This is a genomic window from Flavobacterium ponti, from assembly GCF_042652765.1.
In the GTDB taxonomy this organism is placed as follows: domain Bacteria; phylum Bacteroidota; class Bacteroidia; order Flavobacteriales; family Flavobacteriaceae; genus Flavobacterium; species Flavobacterium ponti.
Window position 1 is genome coordinate 1 of sequence record NZ_JBHSGW010000028.1, and the last position, 17,551, is coordinate 17,551.

At 29.1% G+C, this 17,551-nt stretch carries 13 protein-coding genes; 7 read left to right on the forward strand and 6 right to left on the reverse strand.

The features are described from left to right. Positions 1–114: 114 nt before the first annotated feature. A complete protein-coding gene (locus ACFO3U_RS13525) occupies positions 115–564 on the reverse strand; it encodes a 6-pyruvoyl trahydropterin synthase family protein (protein ID WP_379743539.1) in 450 nt (149 codons plus the stop codon). Between the two features lie 135 nt (positions 565–699). Then, entirely contained in the window at positions 700–1,959 is a 1,260-nt protein-coding gene (locus tag ACFO3U_RS13530; RefSeq protein ID WP_379743542.1) for an Omp28-related outer membrane protein, read from the reverse strand. 98 nt (positions 1,960–2,057) lie between these two features. Between ACFO3U_RS13530 and ACFO3U_RS13535 the strand changes: the two genes are divergently transcribed. Further along, positions 2,058–2,534 carry a TlpA family protein disulfide reductase gene (locus tag ACFO3U_RS13535; protein ID WP_379743545.1) on the forward strand — a complete coding sequence of 159 codons (477 nt, stop codon included), beginning with the start codon at positions 2,058–2,060 and terminating at the stop codon, positions 2,532–2,534. Then, entirely contained in the window at positions 2,534–4,228 is a 1,695-nt protein-coding gene (locus ACFO3U_RS13540) for a DUF6029 family protein (RefSeq protein ID WP_379743548.1), read from the forward strand. Before ACFO3U_RS13535 ends, ACFO3U_RS13540 begins: the two co-directional genes overlap by 1 nt. Before the next feature lie 55 nt (positions 4,229–4,283). Here the strand turns inward: ACFO3U_RS13540 and ACFO3U_RS13545 are convergent, their stop codons facing one another. The 4 genes from ACFO3U_RS13545 to ACFO3U_RS13560 all read right to left on the reverse strand — a co-directional run bounded on the left by ACFO3U_RS13545 (position 4,284) and on the right by ACFO3U_RS13560 (position 13,098). After that, positions 4,284–7,724: a T9SS type B sorting domain-containing protein gene (locus ACFO3U_RS13545; RefSeq protein ID WP_379743551.1), complete on the reverse strand. Its 3,441-nt coding sequence runs from the start codon at positions 7,722–7,724 to the stop codon at positions 4,284–4,286. A gap of 93 nt (positions 7,725–7,817) precedes the next feature. Next, positions 7,818–11,219: a hypothetical protein gene (locus ACFO3U_RS13550; protein ID WP_379743554.1), complete on the reverse strand. Its 3,402-nt coding sequence runs from the start codon at positions 11,217–11,219 to the stop codon at positions 7,818–7,820. A 121-nt stretch (positions 11,220–11,340) separates the two neighbouring features. Further along, positions 11,341–12,594 (reverse strand): aspartate kinase, encoded by a 1,254-nt coding sequence (locus tag ACFO3U_RS13555; protein WP_379743557.1) that lies wholly within the window; start codon positions 12,592–12,594, stop codon positions 11,341–11,343. 27 nt (positions 12,595–12,621) lie between these two features. Further along, positions 12,622–13,098, reverse strand: coding sequence for a GNAT family N-acetyltransferase (locus ACFO3U_RS13560; protein WP_379743560.1), 477 nt, complete (start codon positions 13,096–13,098; stop codon positions 12,622–12,624). A gap of 114 nt (positions 13,099–13,212) precedes the next feature. Here ACFO3U_RS13560 and fbp point away from each other — a divergent pair, with 114 nt between their 5' ends. The 5 genes from fbp to ACFO3U_RS13585 all read left to right on the forward strand — a co-directional run bounded on the left by fbp (position 13,213) and on the right by ACFO3U_RS13585 (position 17,539). Further along, positions 13,213–14,211: a class 1 fructose-bisphosphatase gene (gene fbp, locus ACFO3U_RS13565; RefSeq protein WP_379743563.1), complete on the forward strand. Its 999-nt coding sequence runs from the start codon at positions 13,213–13,215 to the stop codon at positions 14,209–14,211. 146 nt (positions 14,212–14,357) lie between these two features. Next, complete coding sequence (locus ACFO3U_RS13570) at positions 14,358–14,720, forward strand: fructose 1,6-bisphosphatase (RefSeq protein ID WP_379743566.1); 363 nt, start codon at positions 14,358–14,360, stop codon at positions 14,718–14,720. An 11-nt stretch (positions 14,721–14,731) separates the two neighbouring features. Further along, positions 14,732–15,544, forward strand: coding sequence for a cell envelope biogenesis protein OmpA (locus ACFO3U_RS13575; RefSeq protein WP_379743569.1), 813 nt, complete (start codon positions 14,732–14,734; stop codon positions 15,542–15,544). Further along, the gene (locus ACFO3U_RS13580) at positions 15,537–16,022 is read left to right on the forward strand and encodes a Rab family GTPase (RefSeq protein WP_379743572.1); all 486 of its coding nucleotides are present in this window, start codon (positions 15,537–15,539) and stop codon (positions 16,020–16,022) included. The genes ACFO3U_RS13575 and ACFO3U_RS13580 overlap by 8 nt, the downstream gene beginning before the upstream one ends. Then, positions 16,019–17,539, forward strand: a complete 1,521-nt coding sequence (locus ACFO3U_RS13585; RefSeq protein ID WP_379743575.1) for an ATP-binding response regulator — start codon at positions 16,019–16,021, stop codon at positions 17,537–17,539. The genes ACFO3U_RS13580 and ACFO3U_RS13585 overlap by 4 nt, the downstream gene beginning before the upstream one ends. The last annotated feature ends 12 nt before the right edge of the window (positions 17,540–17,551 follow it).

A 17,551-nucleotide genomic window follows, 5' to 3' on the forward strand; every position in this document is an offset into this window, starting at 1 on the left:
CGTTAAGAAATAAGAAATAAACAAACAAAAATTAACCAACCCAACCAACCAATAAAAAATCCCTAATTCAAAAAGAGTTAGGGATTTTTTTATGTGATAAGTTTGTATATAATTTTAATTATCAGAAGCAAACCATTCCGCAAAGGAAGATTCGGTTTCTTGCAACCTTAAAGAATGTAATTTAATATTTTCAGGTAATCTATTTTGAATTTTAGAAGCAAAATCAATAACCATATTTTCGCTTGTAGGTTGATAATCAACTAAAATTACATGATGGTCTCTTTCTTTTAATTCCTTAGCTAATTCAATATGAGGAGTATTTTTATTAAAGACTGTTGCATGATCAAACACATCAACAATTTCTTCTCTAACAATTTTTTTTAAATCAGTAAAGTCAATAACCATACCATATTTAACATTATTTGAATCAGTTATAGGTTTTCCAAAAACGGTTACAGAAAGTTTATAACTATGTCCATGAACATTTTTACATTTACCATCATAGCCATATAAAGCATGACCTGTTTCAAAGCTAAACTGTTTTGTGATTCTAATATTGCTCATTGAATTGTTTTTATAAATTCTTTTTTAATAGATACAGTTCTAAAAATTATGTGTTAAACATAAATATGCTGTAAAGATAGAAAAGGCTATCAAGTTAATGACAGCCTTTGATTTTTTTTTTCAAAATAATTTAATTTATTCTACTTCGAATGTTTGATTGTCTCCAAAATGAGCAGTTCTAACATTCAAGGCTCTACCAGAGCCATCAACAACAAAAGCAACAATTGAAACATTATTAGAATTAGTAATATTACTCGGTAGAGCTACAGAAAAGTTTCTAGTATAAACATCTCCAGAGTTTGTTGCTCCATTTATATTATCTCCTGAAATATTTGTTAATACAGACCTTAAAACATGATTATGAACAAAGTTTTGGATAGTACTACTACCACCATAATAAGAAGTATAATTAGTTTGTGGATAAACAAGTCCACTTTCTAAAACATATACCACAAGTTTTAAATTATTAAAATTATAACCAAATTTTACGTTTACATCAACATTTATAGTACTTCCGCTTAAAGAAGGAGCTAAAGCTAAACCTAAACGAGGGTTAGTTCCAGAAGTTAAAGCAACAACTTGTTCAACATTTTCAGATTCAGGATAAGACCATTCAGTTGTTCTATTTAAATGAGCAGTTGGATAAGATGAAACATTATAAGGAGAAGTGTTAATAATATAAGGATCATTTCCGCTTTTATGAAGTGCTACAACATCTGCATCGTTAGTTTGCAAATTTACTTGTTCTATCCCATAAGAAACTCTAGGACACCAGCCACACCATGTTCCTGTAAAATCTTCAATTAATACTCTTTTATTAAAATTAATAATAGAAACAACAGTAACTTGAATAGTATTTGAAGTAAATGTTTCATTGTTTGCATTAGTGTAAGTAGAGTAAACATCAATAGTACCAACAGTGTTCATAGTGATATTGAATCCTGTTTGAGCCACTCCATTAAAATAAACAGTTGCTTGAGGGGATAAATTTGCACCATTATTACCCATTGTTGTGAAAATTATTTTATCACCATTTCCAACAGTTGATTTATTTGCAGTTAAAGTAACAGAACTTACGGGTATAGGACTTGGTAATACTGTAACAGTAATTTGATTACTTGTTTTACCATCATACTCTGCTACCACTGTAAAAGTTCCTTCTATTGGTGAAGAAAAAGAATTTCCGGTAATTGCAACTCCATCAACTTTAAAAGTTGAGTTAGAACTTACATCATTTCCATCACTTGTGGTGACAGAGAAAACTGCTGCTTCATTCACATACCTAGAAGTAAAATTACTTGCTAAAGTAATTGTAACTTCTCCTTCATCATTCGAACTACATGAAAGAAGAGTTCCTAATGATAAAAACAGCAATAAAAATTTAAAAAGTTTCATAATATTATATAAATTAGTTGTTTAATATTGCAAATAAATAAATTTTTTTTATATATATCACTTTTTTTTATTTAATTGCATCAAATTTTAAACATATTATGAAATATTACTCAATTATTTTCCTGTTATTTATAAACTTTGCAATTGGCCAAAGTAAATTACCTAATTTATCCATTAATAATTTAAGCAATCAAAAAATTAATTTAAATGAAACTTATAGAGAGGATGATAAAATTTACGTTTTCTCTTTTTGGGCTACTTGGTGTGCACCATGTATTGAAGAATTAAATGCTCTAAATGAAGTTTACGATGATTGGAAAAAAGATTTAAATATTGAAATAATTGCAGTTTCAACAGATGATTCTAGAACACAAAAACGAGTTAAACCTTTATTAAATGGAAAAGGATGGGCTTTTGATGTTTTACTAGACACAAATCAAGACTTAAAAAGAGCATTAGGAATTATAAATATCCCTTATACTATAGTGGTAAAAAATGGAGAAATTCTTCATATCCAAAATGGATTTACACCAGGTTCTGAGGAAGAGTTATATATTAAATTACAATCATTATAATGAAAAAAATTATTTTATCACTTTTAGTAATAAGTTCATTTAACATAATAGCTCAAGAAAAAAAATCCGGTCTTTTATATGGTAGTTTTGAATCTAATTCGCAATGGTACATAAATGATGAAATCAATGGAAGAGAAATCAAACATCCTGAAGATCCTTTTAGATCAAACAATTATTTACAATTAAATTATAATTACAATAAATGGACTGCTGGTTTACAATTAGAATCATATGCTCCAAATGCTTTACTAAATTATAATCCAAAATATGACGAAACTAACGTAGGAACTTATTTTCTTAATTATAAATCAAATAAAATTGACGCTACAGCAGGTTATTTTTACGAACAGTTTGGTAGTGGATTAATATTAAGAACATGGGAGGATAGAGCATTAGGAATTAATAATGCATTAAGAGGTGGAAGAATCAAGTATAGTCCTATAGATGATTTAACTTTTATTGCTTTGTATGGAAAACAAAGAACAGGTTTTGATGTAGCGAATAGTGATATTTTTGGTTTTAATACTGAATTTAATGCTAGTAGTTTGTTGAACTTTGAAGCTTCTGATTTGTCGTTAGGTTTAAGTTATGTTGGAAGAGACGAAAAAACGGATGTTGAAAAACCTAAATTTGAAAGTTTAACAAATGCTTTTTCTGGAAGATTAAATTTTTCTCATAATTCATTTTATGCGTCAACAGAATATGCATATAAATCAGAAGAACCTGTTATTATAAACAATTCTATAGATAATAACTTCATTAAACCAGGAAATGCTATTTTAGTAAATTTTGGCTATTCACAAAAAAACTTAGGAATTGATGCAACATTAAGAAGAATGGAAAACATGAGTTTTTACTCAGAAAGAGAACCTGAACTTTATATTGATAACAATTTTTCGGGTGGTTCAACAAGCTATAATTTTAACGACAAAATTGTTAATTATTTACCAGCATTGACTAAGCAACATCATTATAATTTAGCTAATATCTATGTTTATCAAGTTCAAAAAATAGACATTCCAGACCCAGCTATTGGAAAAATAGGTGAAATTGGAGGACAATTTGATATTTTCTATAATTTTGAGAAAGAATCAGCACTAGGTGGAAAATACGGTACAAAAGTTACTGTAAATATTGCAAATTGGTATAACTTAAAAGGGAATTATACTTATTTTCCACCAAGTTACAATACGGAATTTTTTGGTTCTGGTAAAAAATATTTTTCTGATTATAATATTGAGATAACTAAAAAAATAAACGATAAACTACAAGGAAACTTTGTATACGTGAATCAATATGTGAATCAAAAATTTCTACAAGGTGGTTCATTAGTTAAAACAAATATTGTTGCTGCTGATGCAACTTACAAAATTAATAAGACGCAATCTGTAAGGTTACAAGGAGAACACATGTGGGCAGATGCTGATAAAAAAAATTGGGCTGGAGCAACTCTTGAATTTTATTATAATCCAAAACTCTCTTTTTATGTTTGGGATATGTATAATTATGGTAATAATAAAGTTGGAGAAGGTAAAGTACATTACTATAATTTAGGAGGAAGCTATAGAAAAGGAGCTTCACGTGTTGCATTAAATTATGGAAGACAAAGAGGAGGATTAGTATGTGTAGGAGGAGTTTGTAGATTTGTTCCAGAAAGTAAGGGACTTTCAATTTCTTTGAGCACATCTTTTTAAAAAAATTAAACTTACTTGTAAATAAAAAAGGATAGTTTTAAACTATCCTTTTTTTTTATCTTTTTAAAGTAAAATGTGACCTAAATTCTTTTCGATTCCCATTTTCAGTATATTCAATTTTAAACCAATAATCTGTTGAAGGTAAAGGCTGTCCATTGTAAGTTCCATCCCAACCATTTCCATTAGGTTTAATTTCTTTTAAAAACTTACCATAACGGTCAAAAATAAAGATTTTTCCTTGGTAAGATTGTAACAATCCATTTATGTTCCAATATTCATTAAAACCATCTCCATTTGGAGTAAAATAAGCAGGATAAGTCACAGTTTGTATTGATTGAGAAGAAATTATACCACATTGATCTACATCTCTAACAAGTACTGTATAGTTGCCATTAGTTAAACCACCAAAAACAGGACTAGACTGCCAATTAATTCCATTATCAATACTGTATTCATAGATTCCAAAACCACCAACAGGTAGAGCTTCAATTGTAGCAGTTCCAGGTGAGAATAAAGGTGTTATTAAAATAGCACTCACACTTTCAGGTTCTGAAGAAAATGTAACTTCAATACTGTCAAAGTTTTCACATTGAGTATTTGTGTTTGTAACAATAACACTATAAGTTCCAGGTTGTGTTACTGTGTAAATTGCAGATTGATTTCCTGAAGAATTTGTTGTAGGGTTTGCAGGAGTCCAATTGTAACTATAATTTCCAGCAGTTATAGGTGTAGCATTTATAGTTTGTGAACCAGCACCAGTAATTGGATCTAAACAAACTCTAAAATCATTACCTAAGTCAAAATTAGGAATAGGATTAACTACAAGTTGAACATATTGACCTAATCCAAAACATTCATTATTAATTACACTATCTATTCTGACCCATATAAGTTGATTGTTGGCAATTGTATTTCTAAAATCCATTGAAGTATCAATTGAATTTAATCCAGCAGTTGCATCAACCTCATTTATATAATAAGAAACTTGTAAATTTTGATTAGGTGGAAATTGATTTAAGATATTCATTGTAGCATCATTTAAATCAAAATAATCAAATCCATCATTAGAAGGGTCATTTAAATCAATATAGTCGTCACACTGGCTTAAAACTATATTATTTATAGGAGTTGTTGTTGATACTATTAAATTTACTTTTACTATTCTAAAACAATTGTTTTGATTTTCAACTCTTGTCCAAACAACACCATTATTTGGAGAGGTGTAATTTGTAATATTTGTTATAGAATTTATATTATTTTGAGCGTTTGCTTGACTAGTAAAATAGGTAAAAACTAAAGTATTGTCAGTAGATATTAGTGAGTTAGCAAAAGTTAAATTAAAATCAGTAATAGCATCAGTGTCAGTATCACACTGTTTTAAATCTACATTGTTTGTCACAACCGGTAATGAATTAACTACTAAATTAAAAGATGTTATAGAAAAACAATTTGTTGTATTGTCTGTTAATCTTACAAATACCGGTTGAGTATTTGAATAATAATTGTTTAAAGGACTAATGTTGTTTTCTGCATCCATTTGACTGGCATGATAAGTAACGGTTATAGCTGCTTGTCCACCTAAAACTTCTGAATTTTTTGTTGAAAGATTAAATGTTGCAAAACCATTAGTATCATCTCCATCAAGTGCATCATCGCATATCTTAAAATCCGAAATTGGATTTATTGTTGGAGAAGTATTCTTTGTCACTGTTATAGTTGATGAAATTTCATCACAAATTCCATCACTTTCTATAGTATATGTATAGATACCATCTGCATCTATACTTGGATCATATATGCCAGAACCACTAGCCATCGCTGGTGACCAAACTCCACCAACAGTAGCATTGTTTCCTAATAAAGAGAATAAATCAATTTGTGGGTCAGTTGAACAAACATCAATAGTATTATTTGTTCCTGCATCAGGAGCTTGTTGTATAGCTACGGTTATATCAACACTGATATTTGCACATGTTGCAACATAGGAGTAATTATAAGTTCCGGGTAAATCTGTGTTAGGATCAAAAATATCACCTCCACTTGCTAAAGCTGGAGTCCATGTACCACCAGTTTCAGGATTACCATCAATAGCTTCTAATAAATCTGTTGTTCCAATAGAACATATTGTAACATTTGTATCTCTTGGTTCACTACCAAAGCCTGAGTAATAACCACCATAGCCAGCAGCACCACTAGCACCAAAGACACCAACGGCCAAAGGACCAGTAGATTCAACTACAACATTTCCAGTAAAACCAGGAATTCTGTATGTAACCCAATCTGTGGTTCCTAAAACAGCTTCTGAAGTAACGGTTGTTGGATTACCATTAACAGTTATAGTTGCAGTTGAATAAGTTAGAGCAATAATATCGCTAGTATATTGTGTGTTTCCTATTGAATTTATACTTGGAATTAAATCAACGCTTTTTTGAAAAAAACAACTTAAAGGTGGAATAAAGTTCATTCCTGTTGTTGCAGAATAGTTAGCTCCAGCTAAAACTTGATATAAATATATCGGTTTACTGGAAGTTATATACATGTTTTTATGGTTTATACCTTGATAAAATGATGGAGGGATAATTAAATAACCACCTGTGTTTATGGTAGCAAAAGGGGTTGCACTTCCATTCACAAAAACTTGAGTATTATCTTCAGTTGCAATTACTATTGGAAATTCGGAATCATCTCCACCATTACCTCTAACTACAATGTATTCTGAACCAACTTGATCGTATGACACAATTTGATCTAAATTAAAATCTTGTCCGTCAGCCGAACCTAAAGTGCCTCCTAAAGCATTTCCTGTACTCACAGCAATTGGCTTGTCAGAAGAAATTAATGCTCCAATAAAACCATCATAATTTGCACTGAAATCAGTATAACCAGATAATACAACTGACTCTCCTTTATTGAGCACAAAATTTTGCGCATTTAGTGTAATGTCACCAGAACCCGAAGTAAAAACTACATTAGTATTGTAATCAGAAACATCAACTGTTGTATTGTCTTCTGTTGCCATAAAGCTAGAAACAAAATTCCTAATTGTTCCATCACCTCCTTGAGGAACACTTCCCACTCTAAATTGAGTACCAATACCAGGTATTCCTTTGGCCACTAATACCTCAGCATGGTTACCAGAACGAACTTTAAAAGTAGCGTAAAAATCTTTTGAAGCTTCTAAAATTAATCCTTTGTCACTTTTTACAACATTGACATCAGTTTGATTTAAAAACATTAATGAAGGCTGACCATTTCCAATATTTATAGTTTGTGGATTACCTTGAGAAATAGTGAAAGGAGAACCAGGAATAGGTGTTCCGTTTCCACTCTTTACAGATACAGCAAAAGGTGTAGGGTTAGGAGTAGAAAGATATAAATAGTGGTCATTCACAACAGAACCATCTCTTGAATGTAGTGGTGGCAACCAGTGTTTATTACTTAGTTGTCCAAAAACAAAAGAAGTAAATAATATAGTAATTATTAAACTTAAACGCATCGTAATTTTTTTAAGAAGGTAAAAGTAGTTAAAAAAAGCAATATAATTTTATAAAACCCTTTGTTTATAGTATTTTAACATAAGTTTAAGCCATTAGAAAAAAGCTCTCAACTGTACATTTCCAGTGTGGATTGTTTTTGAAGTTTCACTTTTTCGACCTTGATAGTTTACATTTATATCTAAATAACTAGTTAGATTTTTTTGCAACAATAAACGCCAAGTCTGATTTTTTCCAACTTGTAAACCTTCTAATAATTGAAAACCTACAGCTGACAAAGCATTTCCATCAAATGAATTATCGTAATGCGAAAATTCTCCATTCACACTAAATCCTTTTTCGCTGTTGAAAGTGAATGAAGTTCCAAAACGATTTTGTTGTAAACTTTCACCATTTCCAATTTGGTTTTCTTTATTTTGAAATTCATAAAAAACATCCCAACTCGCATTTTTTGAAAACAAATAGGAAACCTTTGGAAAAGCTTGATAACCTTCAATTTGAAAATTTCTACTTGGATAATTTTCAGAAAAAGCTTCACTAAAAATAGTTTTTCCTGATAAAGTAAACAGCCAAGTTTTTTGAACTAAATGTTGGTATTGTAACTGATGTGATTTGGCTTTATTTTTAACCGAACCAACAGAAAGTAAATTTTTTGAATCATTAGTCAAGAAATTGTAGGTAATTGAATTTCGTTGTTTTCCTCTATTGAAGAATAAACTATTTCTAAAACTATTATTCAACCCAATAAGATTTTCATCAGAAGTTGAAAAAGGGTTTAAGTCAAAATTATTTCCATCTCTAGAAATTTTTCTGTCAATCAAAAAAGAAGTTTGGTTATAAAATTTTGACATAAATTTTAAAAAACCAGTTTTATTTTGCCATTGATTTAAGTTGAAAGTCAACGATTGGGAAAATTTATTTTGATGTGTTCGTAAAAAAATTTGATTTGGTAAAAACACTCGAACATATTTAGCCAAATCAGGAAAAGGAGCAATTTCAAACTCTTGTAATTCCTGAATTCCATTGTTGTTATAATCATTCCATGTATAGACACCTTGTCCTGGTTCAACTTCTAAATACGTAAATTCTTGTTGAGCAATTGTTCCTGAAGAGTTTTCATAAATAGTAGATAATTGCATTAATTGATCAAAAAATCTATCGTTATAAATAATTCTAGAGTTTAATGAAGGTTCATCTTTTTTAGTCGAATCTTCAAACTTTAATGTTCTGTATTTTACAAAAAAGCTTAAATTACTTTTTTCTGTCTTTACTAATTGAGAGTTTACATAATACGAATCAGAATGATTTACACGTTGAATAATTCCATTTTGTAAACTGTCGTTTTTACGTTGTAAATAGCCTAATTCCAAAAAAACCTTTGTAGAATCTCCACGACCAACAAATGCTCCGTACTCTGCAAATTTTTGGCTTAAAGCCGAAAACTCATTGGTTTCAACTAATTTCTCAACATTGTCTTCATAATTGAAACTTCCTCCAATCCAGTTTTTCTTGAAATTGTATTTTGCTTTGGTTTGATTTCGAATGAACTTAGTTTCAGAATAACTTCCATCACTTTTCATGGCACTGCTTTGATTGAAAATCGAGATGTTTTTGTGATTATAATTTCCAAAAAGACTATGTCTTGTTCCCGAAAAATTTTCAGAAAAATCTAATTTCTCCAATTGATATTTGGCAGAACCATTTTTGTTAAAATTAAAATCTAAACCTGAAAGTAATAAACTTTGATTACCTAAAGGTGTTGTTAAATTCCAATCACGATTAAATTCAATAGTAAAAAGTCTTTCAATGGTTTTAAAATCTTGTTGGATAAACTGAAAATCAGCAAAACCATCAATGGTAGTTTTTTTTGATGATAAACGTTGTTTTGCAGTTATTTTTCCCGCAATTCCATTATTGTTTTCATCATCTAAATTGGAATATAAATTCAAATCATTGTTACTCACACCAATTTCAAAATCAACTTTAGTTTTTTCTGAAGGATTATAACCTCCTAAAATTGTTGCAATCTGAATTTTTGTAGGAGCAATTAATCTGACAATCGGTTCATAATTTCCTTGAGGAATTCCTGCTATGGGTTCAATATATTCATAAATTTTTCCAATGGCTTGATTGTTTACCAAAATGTAATTACCTTGATTAGTTCCAACCAAACTAAATCGAACATTATACAATTCATCATCAGGATTATTAGAATATTCAAATGCTTCAATACCTGAAATAATAACCTTTTTGTACAAAACTTTATTTTCGGAATAACTATCTTCATAAGCTGAAGGAGCGTTCATTAAACTTAAATCATCACCAGCATTTTGTAAAACTGCAATTTGATCTTCCGATAAATTTTGCTGTAAAGGTTGATTTTTCACGTCGTTTTCGGAATATAAAAACCCACCAATATTCCATTTTTCGGTTTCGTGTGTTGCACCAGCATAAGTTACAAATCGCGTATAATTTCTATCAGTATATTGATATTCTACATTGATTCGCATTTCAGAAGTAATAGGAAATAAAGAAGTAAAAATTATTTCACCAGCATTATAATCTATGATATAATCATTGTTTTCTCCGCGAGTAAGTAAAATTCCGTTTACAAAAACTCGCTCAGAACCTGAAATTACTAAAACATACAACTCACCATTATTCCCTCGTAATTTATAAGGACCTTGATTCCCTTCTTGACCTGTAAAAGTACTTCGTGCATATTGTCCACGAACCAAAGCTGCTGAAGCGAAAATATCTGTTTTGTTTTCGTCTGAACCAAATGTGAAATGCGAAGAAATTCCTTGTACTTTTTTATTGAAATTCAAGAAGGAAGCTTTTCGGTTTTCTAAAAATAAATCTCCAGCTCTAATGTTCCATTTGTCTGAAAATAATTCAATGAAAATTTGGTCAAATTCATCTAATTTTTGCGAATAACCTCCATCTTGCAAAGGAATATTACTATCTTGAATGGAAGCTCGTAAACTAACTTTATCTGATAATTTCCCTGTAATTTGAAGATCAAGATTGGAATTCACAACCGTATTTTGATTGTTTCCAACAGTAACTCCTCTGGTGATACTTCCGTTTGTATTTAAACCATCAAATGGTCTAAATGTACTTTTGCTTGGGTTTTTTATGGTGAAAAGTTGTCCAGCTTCATTTGAAACTACTTTATTTTCATCATAAATGGAATAGGTTTTGGTCAAAAATTCAGGAAAAGTTAAATATTTGACTTCCAAAGTATCTTTTGAAGTGAAATTTTCTTTGAAAAGTAATTTTCCAGTTTTAAAATCAACTTTATAAGTAGATGAATCAATTTCAATTCCATTTTTATCTAAAACTTTAAAGAAAGCTTTGTTAATGCTGACTTTTTCTAAAGAAATAGTGTCTTTTGTAGCAACAATTTTTTTTGATTTATAAGGTGTTTGTGTTTCTTGAGCCAAAATGACCGAAACAAAAAACAAACAAAACCATAAAAACCACTTCTTGCCCATAAATACTATAACTCACAATTTTCAAAAGTAGTATATTTTTTGGGTTTTGTCTCAAATGAGTTTAGTCAAAAATTCGTGAATTTTGGATTAGTTTAAACCTACAAAACTTTGGCAAATCAAACTACTCTTTGGTCACAACTTGTAAAGTTCCTCTTGAAATTTGTTTCAATAAGATTTTTTTGTTTTTTTCAATGATTTCTGAAGCTTCTTGGTCAAAATGTCTAACAGTGTAAAGCGAAACATTTTCATTATAAGAAATCTTGAATTTTTTTGCCAAACTATTTCTCAAAGCGTCAAAATTTCCATATTTATCTTCAATACAAACTGAAAAACTAATCGCTGAATTCTGAATTAAGTTGACTTTAATTTTATATTCAGCAAACAAAGCAAAAATTTCACTCATGTGATCTTCCATCATAAATGAAAAATCTAATGATGACAATGAAAGTAATAATTGATTTTTCTTAATGATAAAACATGGAGTATGAGGATCTAAATCAGCTCCTTTTGAAACCGAAGTTCCTGGTAAAAGTGGATTTATAAATGATTTCACAAACAAAGGAATTTCTTTTCTTTGAAGTGGTTGCAATGTTTTTGGGTGAATAACACTTGCTCCATAAAACGCTAACTCAATAGCTTCACGATAGGAAATTTGGTTTAACAAAATAGCATTTTCAAAATACCTTGGATCAGCATTCATAACACCAGGAACATCTTTCCAAATTGTTACACTTTCTGCACCTAAACAATAAGCAAAAATAGCTGCTGTGTAATCAGAACCTTCTCTTCCTAAAGTTGTAGTAAAGTTGTTTTCATCTGAACCTAAAAATCCTTGTGTGATGTTTAAATTTTTCTTTTTAACTCCTTTTGAAATTAATTGTTGTGTTTGTTCCCAATCTACATTTCCATCACGGTAATTGTTGTCTGTTTTGATGTAATTTCGAACATCTATCCAATTGTTTTTTAGACCTTGATCATTAAAATAATGACTTACAATTGTGGTTGAAATGATTTCTCCATAACTAATTACTTGATCATAAACAAAACTGTAATTTGGAGATTTGTTGCTTCTTAAAAAGTATTCTAAATCAGCTAAATGACTATTTACAGCAAAAAACACATCATTGTCTTCATCATCAAACAAATCCATTAAAATTTGGTTGTGGTATTTTTTCACTTCTTGCAATGAAGCATTAAACTCTGTTGACTTTTCAAAGTAATTTTTAATAACTAATTCTAAAGCATTGGTCATTTTTCCCATTGCAGAAATAACGATTAAAACATCATCATGTCCAACAGTCTTAAGCACATTTAAAACGTTTTTTACACCATCAGCATCTTTTACTGAAGCACCACCAAATTTAAATATTTTCATTCTTATGTAAGTATTAAGATAAGAGTATTAAGTATTAAGATTTAGAAAATTATTGATTCCAATTTCATCCATTTGGACAACACACCAATCTTTAAGGATTTTTGCTCCAGATTTTTCGTAGAATTTTATAGCATTTTCATTCCAATCCAAAACATTCCACTCAATTCTTCTGACATTGTCTTTTTTACCTTGTTTTATAATTTCACTGTATAAGGCAAAACCAGCTCCAGTTCCACGTTGACTTTCTTTAACCACTAAATCTTCTAAATGAATAGTTTTTCCTTTCCAAGTAGAATATCTGTAATAGTATAAAGCAACACCGACAATATCTCCGTTTTTTTCAGCTACAAATGTATGAAATAATGGGTTTGATGAAAATCCGTCTCTAATTAAATCTTCTTCAGTAATGACAACAGCATCAGGTTCTTTTTCAAAAACGGCTAACTCAATAATTAAATCGAGTATAGCTTTCATGTCATCTTTTGTTCCTTTTCTTATAATCATGATTTGGAATTTTAGACAAAAATAACATTATGTGAAACATCTACCTAAAAATCTTATTTCTTTTCACAAAAAACACGATATTTGTGCCGACAACTCAACTACAACGATTTCATAATGGAAGAAAGAAACAAAACTTTAGGAGAATATATTATTGAAAATCAAAATGCTTTTCAATATTCAACAGGAGAATTATCTAGAATTATAAATTCTATTAGATTAGCTGCTAAAGTTGTAAATTATAAAGTTAATAAAGCAGGTCTAGTTGACATAGTTGGTGCTGCTGGTGAACAAAATATACAAGGTGAGGATCAACAAAAATTAGATGTTTTTGCCAATGAAACTTTTATTCAAACTTTAATTAATAGAGAAATTGTTTGTGGTATTGCTTCTGAAGAAAATGATGATTTTATAACTGTAGCAGGAAGTGATAAAGGACACAACAACAAATATGTAGTTTTAATGGATCCATTAGATGGTTCTTCAAACATTGATGTAAACGTTTCTGTTGGAACTATTTTTTCTGTTTTTAGAAGAGTAACTCCAGTTGGAACTCCAGTTACTAATGAGGATTTTCTGCAAAAAGGAATTCATCAAGTAGCAGCAGGTTATGTTATTTATGGTACTTCAACTATGCTAGTTTATACAACAGGTCATGGAGTAAATGGTTTTACTTTAAATCCTGCAATTGGAACTTTTTATCTTTCTCATCCAAATATGCAATTTTCTAAAGATGGAAATATTTACTCTATCAATGAAGGGAACTACATCCATTTTCCACAAGGAGTAAAAGATTACCTAAAATACTGTCAAGCAGAAGAAGGAGATAGACCTTACACTTCAAGGTATATTGGAAGTTTAGTGTCTGATTTTCATAGAAATATGATTAAAGGAGGTATTTACATTTATCCAACTAGTTCTAAAGCTCCAAAAGGGAAATTACGCTTACTTTATGAATGTAATCCTATGGCATTTTTAGCCGAACAAGCGGGTGGAAAAGCCTCAGACGGTTACAACAGAATTATGGAAATTGAGCCTACAGAATTACATCAAAGAGTTCCTTTTTTCTGTGGTAGTTATAATATGGTTGCAAAAGCTGAAGAATTTATGAAGTAAATCGCCTATTAAATTGCATTTAATCTTATAAATTAGTTGTTTGGTCGATTTTTTTTATAAATCAATTCTTTTTTTTGCACAAAAAAATTGATTCTTGATTTTTTCCTAAATTTGTAAATCCGAAACAAATGAAAATATATATTTAAATGTCTAAAAATCAAAACAAAGAGGTTGATGGAAATTCTACTGCCATTAATGAATCAGCTCAACGATTAGAAGCTATAAAAAATCTGATTTTTGGTGAAAATATTCAGCAAATTGATGCTGAATTTGATTCGATTAAAAATCATATAGAAAAAAGAAAAGAAGAAATTGAGGCTTTAATTGAAGACACTCACAAAGAACTTTCAACAACTATTGATAATTTGTCAACGGATTTAAATATTCGAATTACTGAATTAGAAGATAAAGTAAACGAAAAGACTGACGAATTAAATCATAAGAAAGTAGACAGAAATTTAATAGGTTCATTATTGGTTTCCATGGGTGAAAAAATAATGAAAGATTAATTCTTTCTAAAATGACCGATTCAGAAAAATTAGTAAAACTTAAAGAACTTCTTCTTAATGAGGATAGAGATTTTGCGTTAAAAATACTTCAAAAGATAGAATCAGTTGAAACTACTTTAAACAAAGAAGAATTACTTTCTGAAAAGGTTAGCCCAATAATAGAAAAAAAAATAGAAACTTTTGCTGAAGAAATCCCTTCAAAGCTTGGTCCTACAATTACTAAAGCCTTAAAAATTCAAATTAGAGACTCTCAAGATCAAGTTGTTGAAGCGTTGTTTCCAATTATTGGTAAAATGGTAAAAAAATACATTCAACAAGAAATGAAAAACTTGACAGAAAGTATTAATAATCAAGTTCAAAACACATTCTCTATCAAAAAATGGCAGCGTAAAATTAAATCTGTTTTTACGGGAGTTTCGGAGCAAAGCATTATTCTTTCAGAAATGGCTAAACCAAAAGTGGATCAAATTTTTATTATTGAAAAAGGTTCTGGTTTGTTAATTGCAAACGTATCAAAAGAAGATGATAATATAGACAAAGACATGATTGCTGGAATGTTGACCGCAATTAAAAATTTTGTGGAAGACGCTTTTGCCAAAGAAGAACAGAGTTTGGAGTTAATTCAATATGAATTTTATAATATTTATATTCAAAATTTAGCATCTTATTATGTTGCAGCAGTAATTTCAGGTTCATTTAATTCAGATTTTAAAGAAAGATTAGAGGATAAAATTTTAGATTTTGCCTCAAAGCACAAAAAGGAGAAATTAGTGGAAGATTCAAAAGCCACAAATAAATTAATAGAATCGTTATTTAATGATTAGTTCAAAAAAAGTAGTATTGGTAGGCCATTTTGGTGTTGGTAAGACCTCAATCATAAGACGTTTTGTAGACAATATTTTTACTGATGATTATAAAGTAACCATCGGAGTTCACATATTTAAAAAAGAAATTGAAGTAAAAGGTGAAAAACTAACCTTTGTAATTTGGGATTTAGAAGGAAAAGATGATGTTGAAAAAGTAAGAAAGTCTCATCTTATAGGAACTTCGGGCTTTATGTATGTTATTGATCCTACAAGAAACACTACATATATTAATATTGAAAGCGAAGTTGGATATTTAAAATCAAATTATCCAACAGCACAATTATTAACTATTGCAAATAAAGTAGATTTAATTGAAAAAGAAGATTTTATAAACGAAATCAATTTTCCAATAGATTTCTTTACAAGTGCTAAAACAAATGAAAATGTTGAAGCAATCTTTAACCAATTAGGATTAAATTTTTTAAATAACGAATGATCCAAAAAACCATTGACAAGTATTTAAGTATTAAGGTTCAAAAAATTGAATTTGACTTACAAGGAAAAATAATTCTTTCAGATGATGTTTTATTTTCTACCAAAAAGGCAAATTCAATTTATGAAATTCATCCTTTTTTTGAAATTATTGACCAAATTATTCAAGAAAAAAATAAAGAAGAAAATTTTAAAATAATATTACTTGAATTAGACAAAAAAACTATCATAGTTGATATAATAGTATATTCTGGTTCAAAAAAACAGAATCCTTTTTTACTAATTTTTGATAGATCAGAATACTATAAAGAAATTCAACAAGTAACTCAAGACAAGAATGAGTTATTTATTTCAAATTTCCAGCAGAATGAAAATAACAAAAAACTTAACGAAGAAAAAAGCGTTAAGAATAAATTTTTAGCATCAATAAGTCATGATTTAAGAACACCAATTACTGGGGTTTTAGGTTTGTTAGAATTGTTTAAAAAAGAAAATCTTTCTTATGAACAAAAAGAACTGTTGACAACAATAACTTCATCTGTAACTCATATGGATAGGTTAGTTGGAGATGTTTTTGATTTGTCGAAAATTGAATATGGAGAATTTAAAATTGAGAATAATTCTTTTGATTTAGACGAAATAATAAAAAACATAGAACGCGTTTATTTAGAAAAATTCATTTTAAAAAACATTGAATTTGAGGTTATTAAATCAAGCAATGTTCCAAATAAATTAATTGGAGATTACAATAGAGTTGTTCAAATTATTACAAACCTGATTGATAATGCTTATAAATATACTTCTGAAGGTAAAGTTGTTTTTGAAATCTCTACTGATTATAGAAGAGCCAAAAAAGTTAGATTAAAATTTAGTATAAAAGACACAGGAATTGGATTTGAAAAAACAAGTAAAAATCAGTTTGAAAGTTTTAAGAAGTTGCATAATGAAAACATTGAAGGTTCTGGTTTAGGATTAGCAATTGTAATTAAACTAATTGAACTAATGAACGGCTCATTTTCTTTTGATTCAAAAATTGGTGAAGGTTCTGTCTTTGAAATTACACTTCCTTTTGAAGCTAATATTGAATCTAAAAAAACAAAAACGGTAGTTAAAAAATTTACTAAAATTGATATTAAAAAGAAATTCAATGTTCTTATTGTTGATGACAATGAAATCAATCAATTAGTACTGATGAAACTGTTAGTAAATCATGGAGGTTTTTATATGGATATAGCAAACAATGGAGAACAAGCTATTGAAATGTGTAATAAAGAAAACTATCATTTAATTTTTATGGATCTTCATATGCCAAAAATGAATGGCTTTGAAGCGATAGAATTTATTACAAACAACTCTAATTTGAGTACCACAAAAATCATTGCTTTAAGTGCTTACGATATTAAAAAAGACAAAGAAATGGGAAAAACTCTTAAGGTAAATGACTACATCATGAAACCATTTTCTTCGGAAGAACTTTTTACTTCAATCTATAAAGTATTAAAAATAAAAAAGGAGCAATAATTAAATTGCTCC

Excerpts from the sequence above, each read along its gene's own strand:
- fbp (WP_379743563.1), top strand. The coding sequence starts at position 13,213 with ATGGAAGAAAGAAACAAAACTTTAGGAGAATATATTATTGAAAATCAA.
- ACFO3U_RS13560 (WP_379743560.1), bottom strand. The coding sequence starts at position 13,098 with ATGATTATAAGAAAAGGAACAAAAGATGACATGAAAGCTATACTCGAT.
- ACFO3U_RS13555 (WP_379743557.1), bottom strand. The coding sequence starts at position 12,594 with ATGAAAATATTTAAATTTGGTGGTGCTTCAGTAAAAGATGCTGATGGT.
- ACFO3U_RS13545 (WP_379743551.1), bottom strand. The coding sequence starts at position 7,724 with ATGCGTTTAAGTTTAATAATTACTATATTATTTACTTCTTTTGTTTTT.
- ACFO3U_RS13525 (WP_379743539.1), bottom strand. The coding sequence starts at position 564 with ATGAGCAATATTAGAATCACAAAACAGTTTAGCTTTGAAACAGGTCAT.
- ACFO3U_RS13535 (WP_379743545.1), top strand. The coding sequence starts at position 2,058 with ATGAAATATTACTCAATTATTTTCCTGTTATTTATAAACTTTGCAATT.
- ACFO3U_RS13530 (WP_379743542.1), bottom strand. The coding sequence starts at position 1,959 with ATGAAACTTTTTAAATTTTTATTGCTGTTTTTATCATTAGGAACTCTT.
- ACFO3U_RS13580 (WP_379743572.1), top strand. The coding sequence starts at position 15,537 with ATGATTAGTTCAAAAAAAGTAGTATTGGTAGGCCATTTTGGTGTTGGT.
- ACFO3U_RS13550 (WP_379743554.1), bottom strand. The coding sequence starts at position 11,219 with ATGGGCAAGAAGTGGTTTTTATGGTTTTGTTTGTTTTTTGTTTCGGTC.
- ACFO3U_RS13575 (WP_379743569.1), top strand. The coding sequence starts at position 14,732 with ATGACCGATTCAGAAAAATTAGTAAAACTTAAAGAACTTCTTCTTAAT.
- ACFO3U_RS13585 (WP_379743575.1), top strand. The coding sequence starts at position 16,019 with ATGATCCAAAAAACCATTGACAAGTATTTAAGTATTAAGGTTCAAAAA.
- ACFO3U_RS13540 (WP_379743548.1), top strand. The coding sequence starts at position 2,534 with ATGAAAAAAATTATTTTATCACTTTTAGTAATAAGTTCATTTAACATA.
- ACFO3U_RS13570 (WP_379743566.1), top strand. The coding sequence starts at position 14,358 with ATGTCTAAAAATCAAAACAAAGAGGTTGATGGAAATTCTACTGCCATT.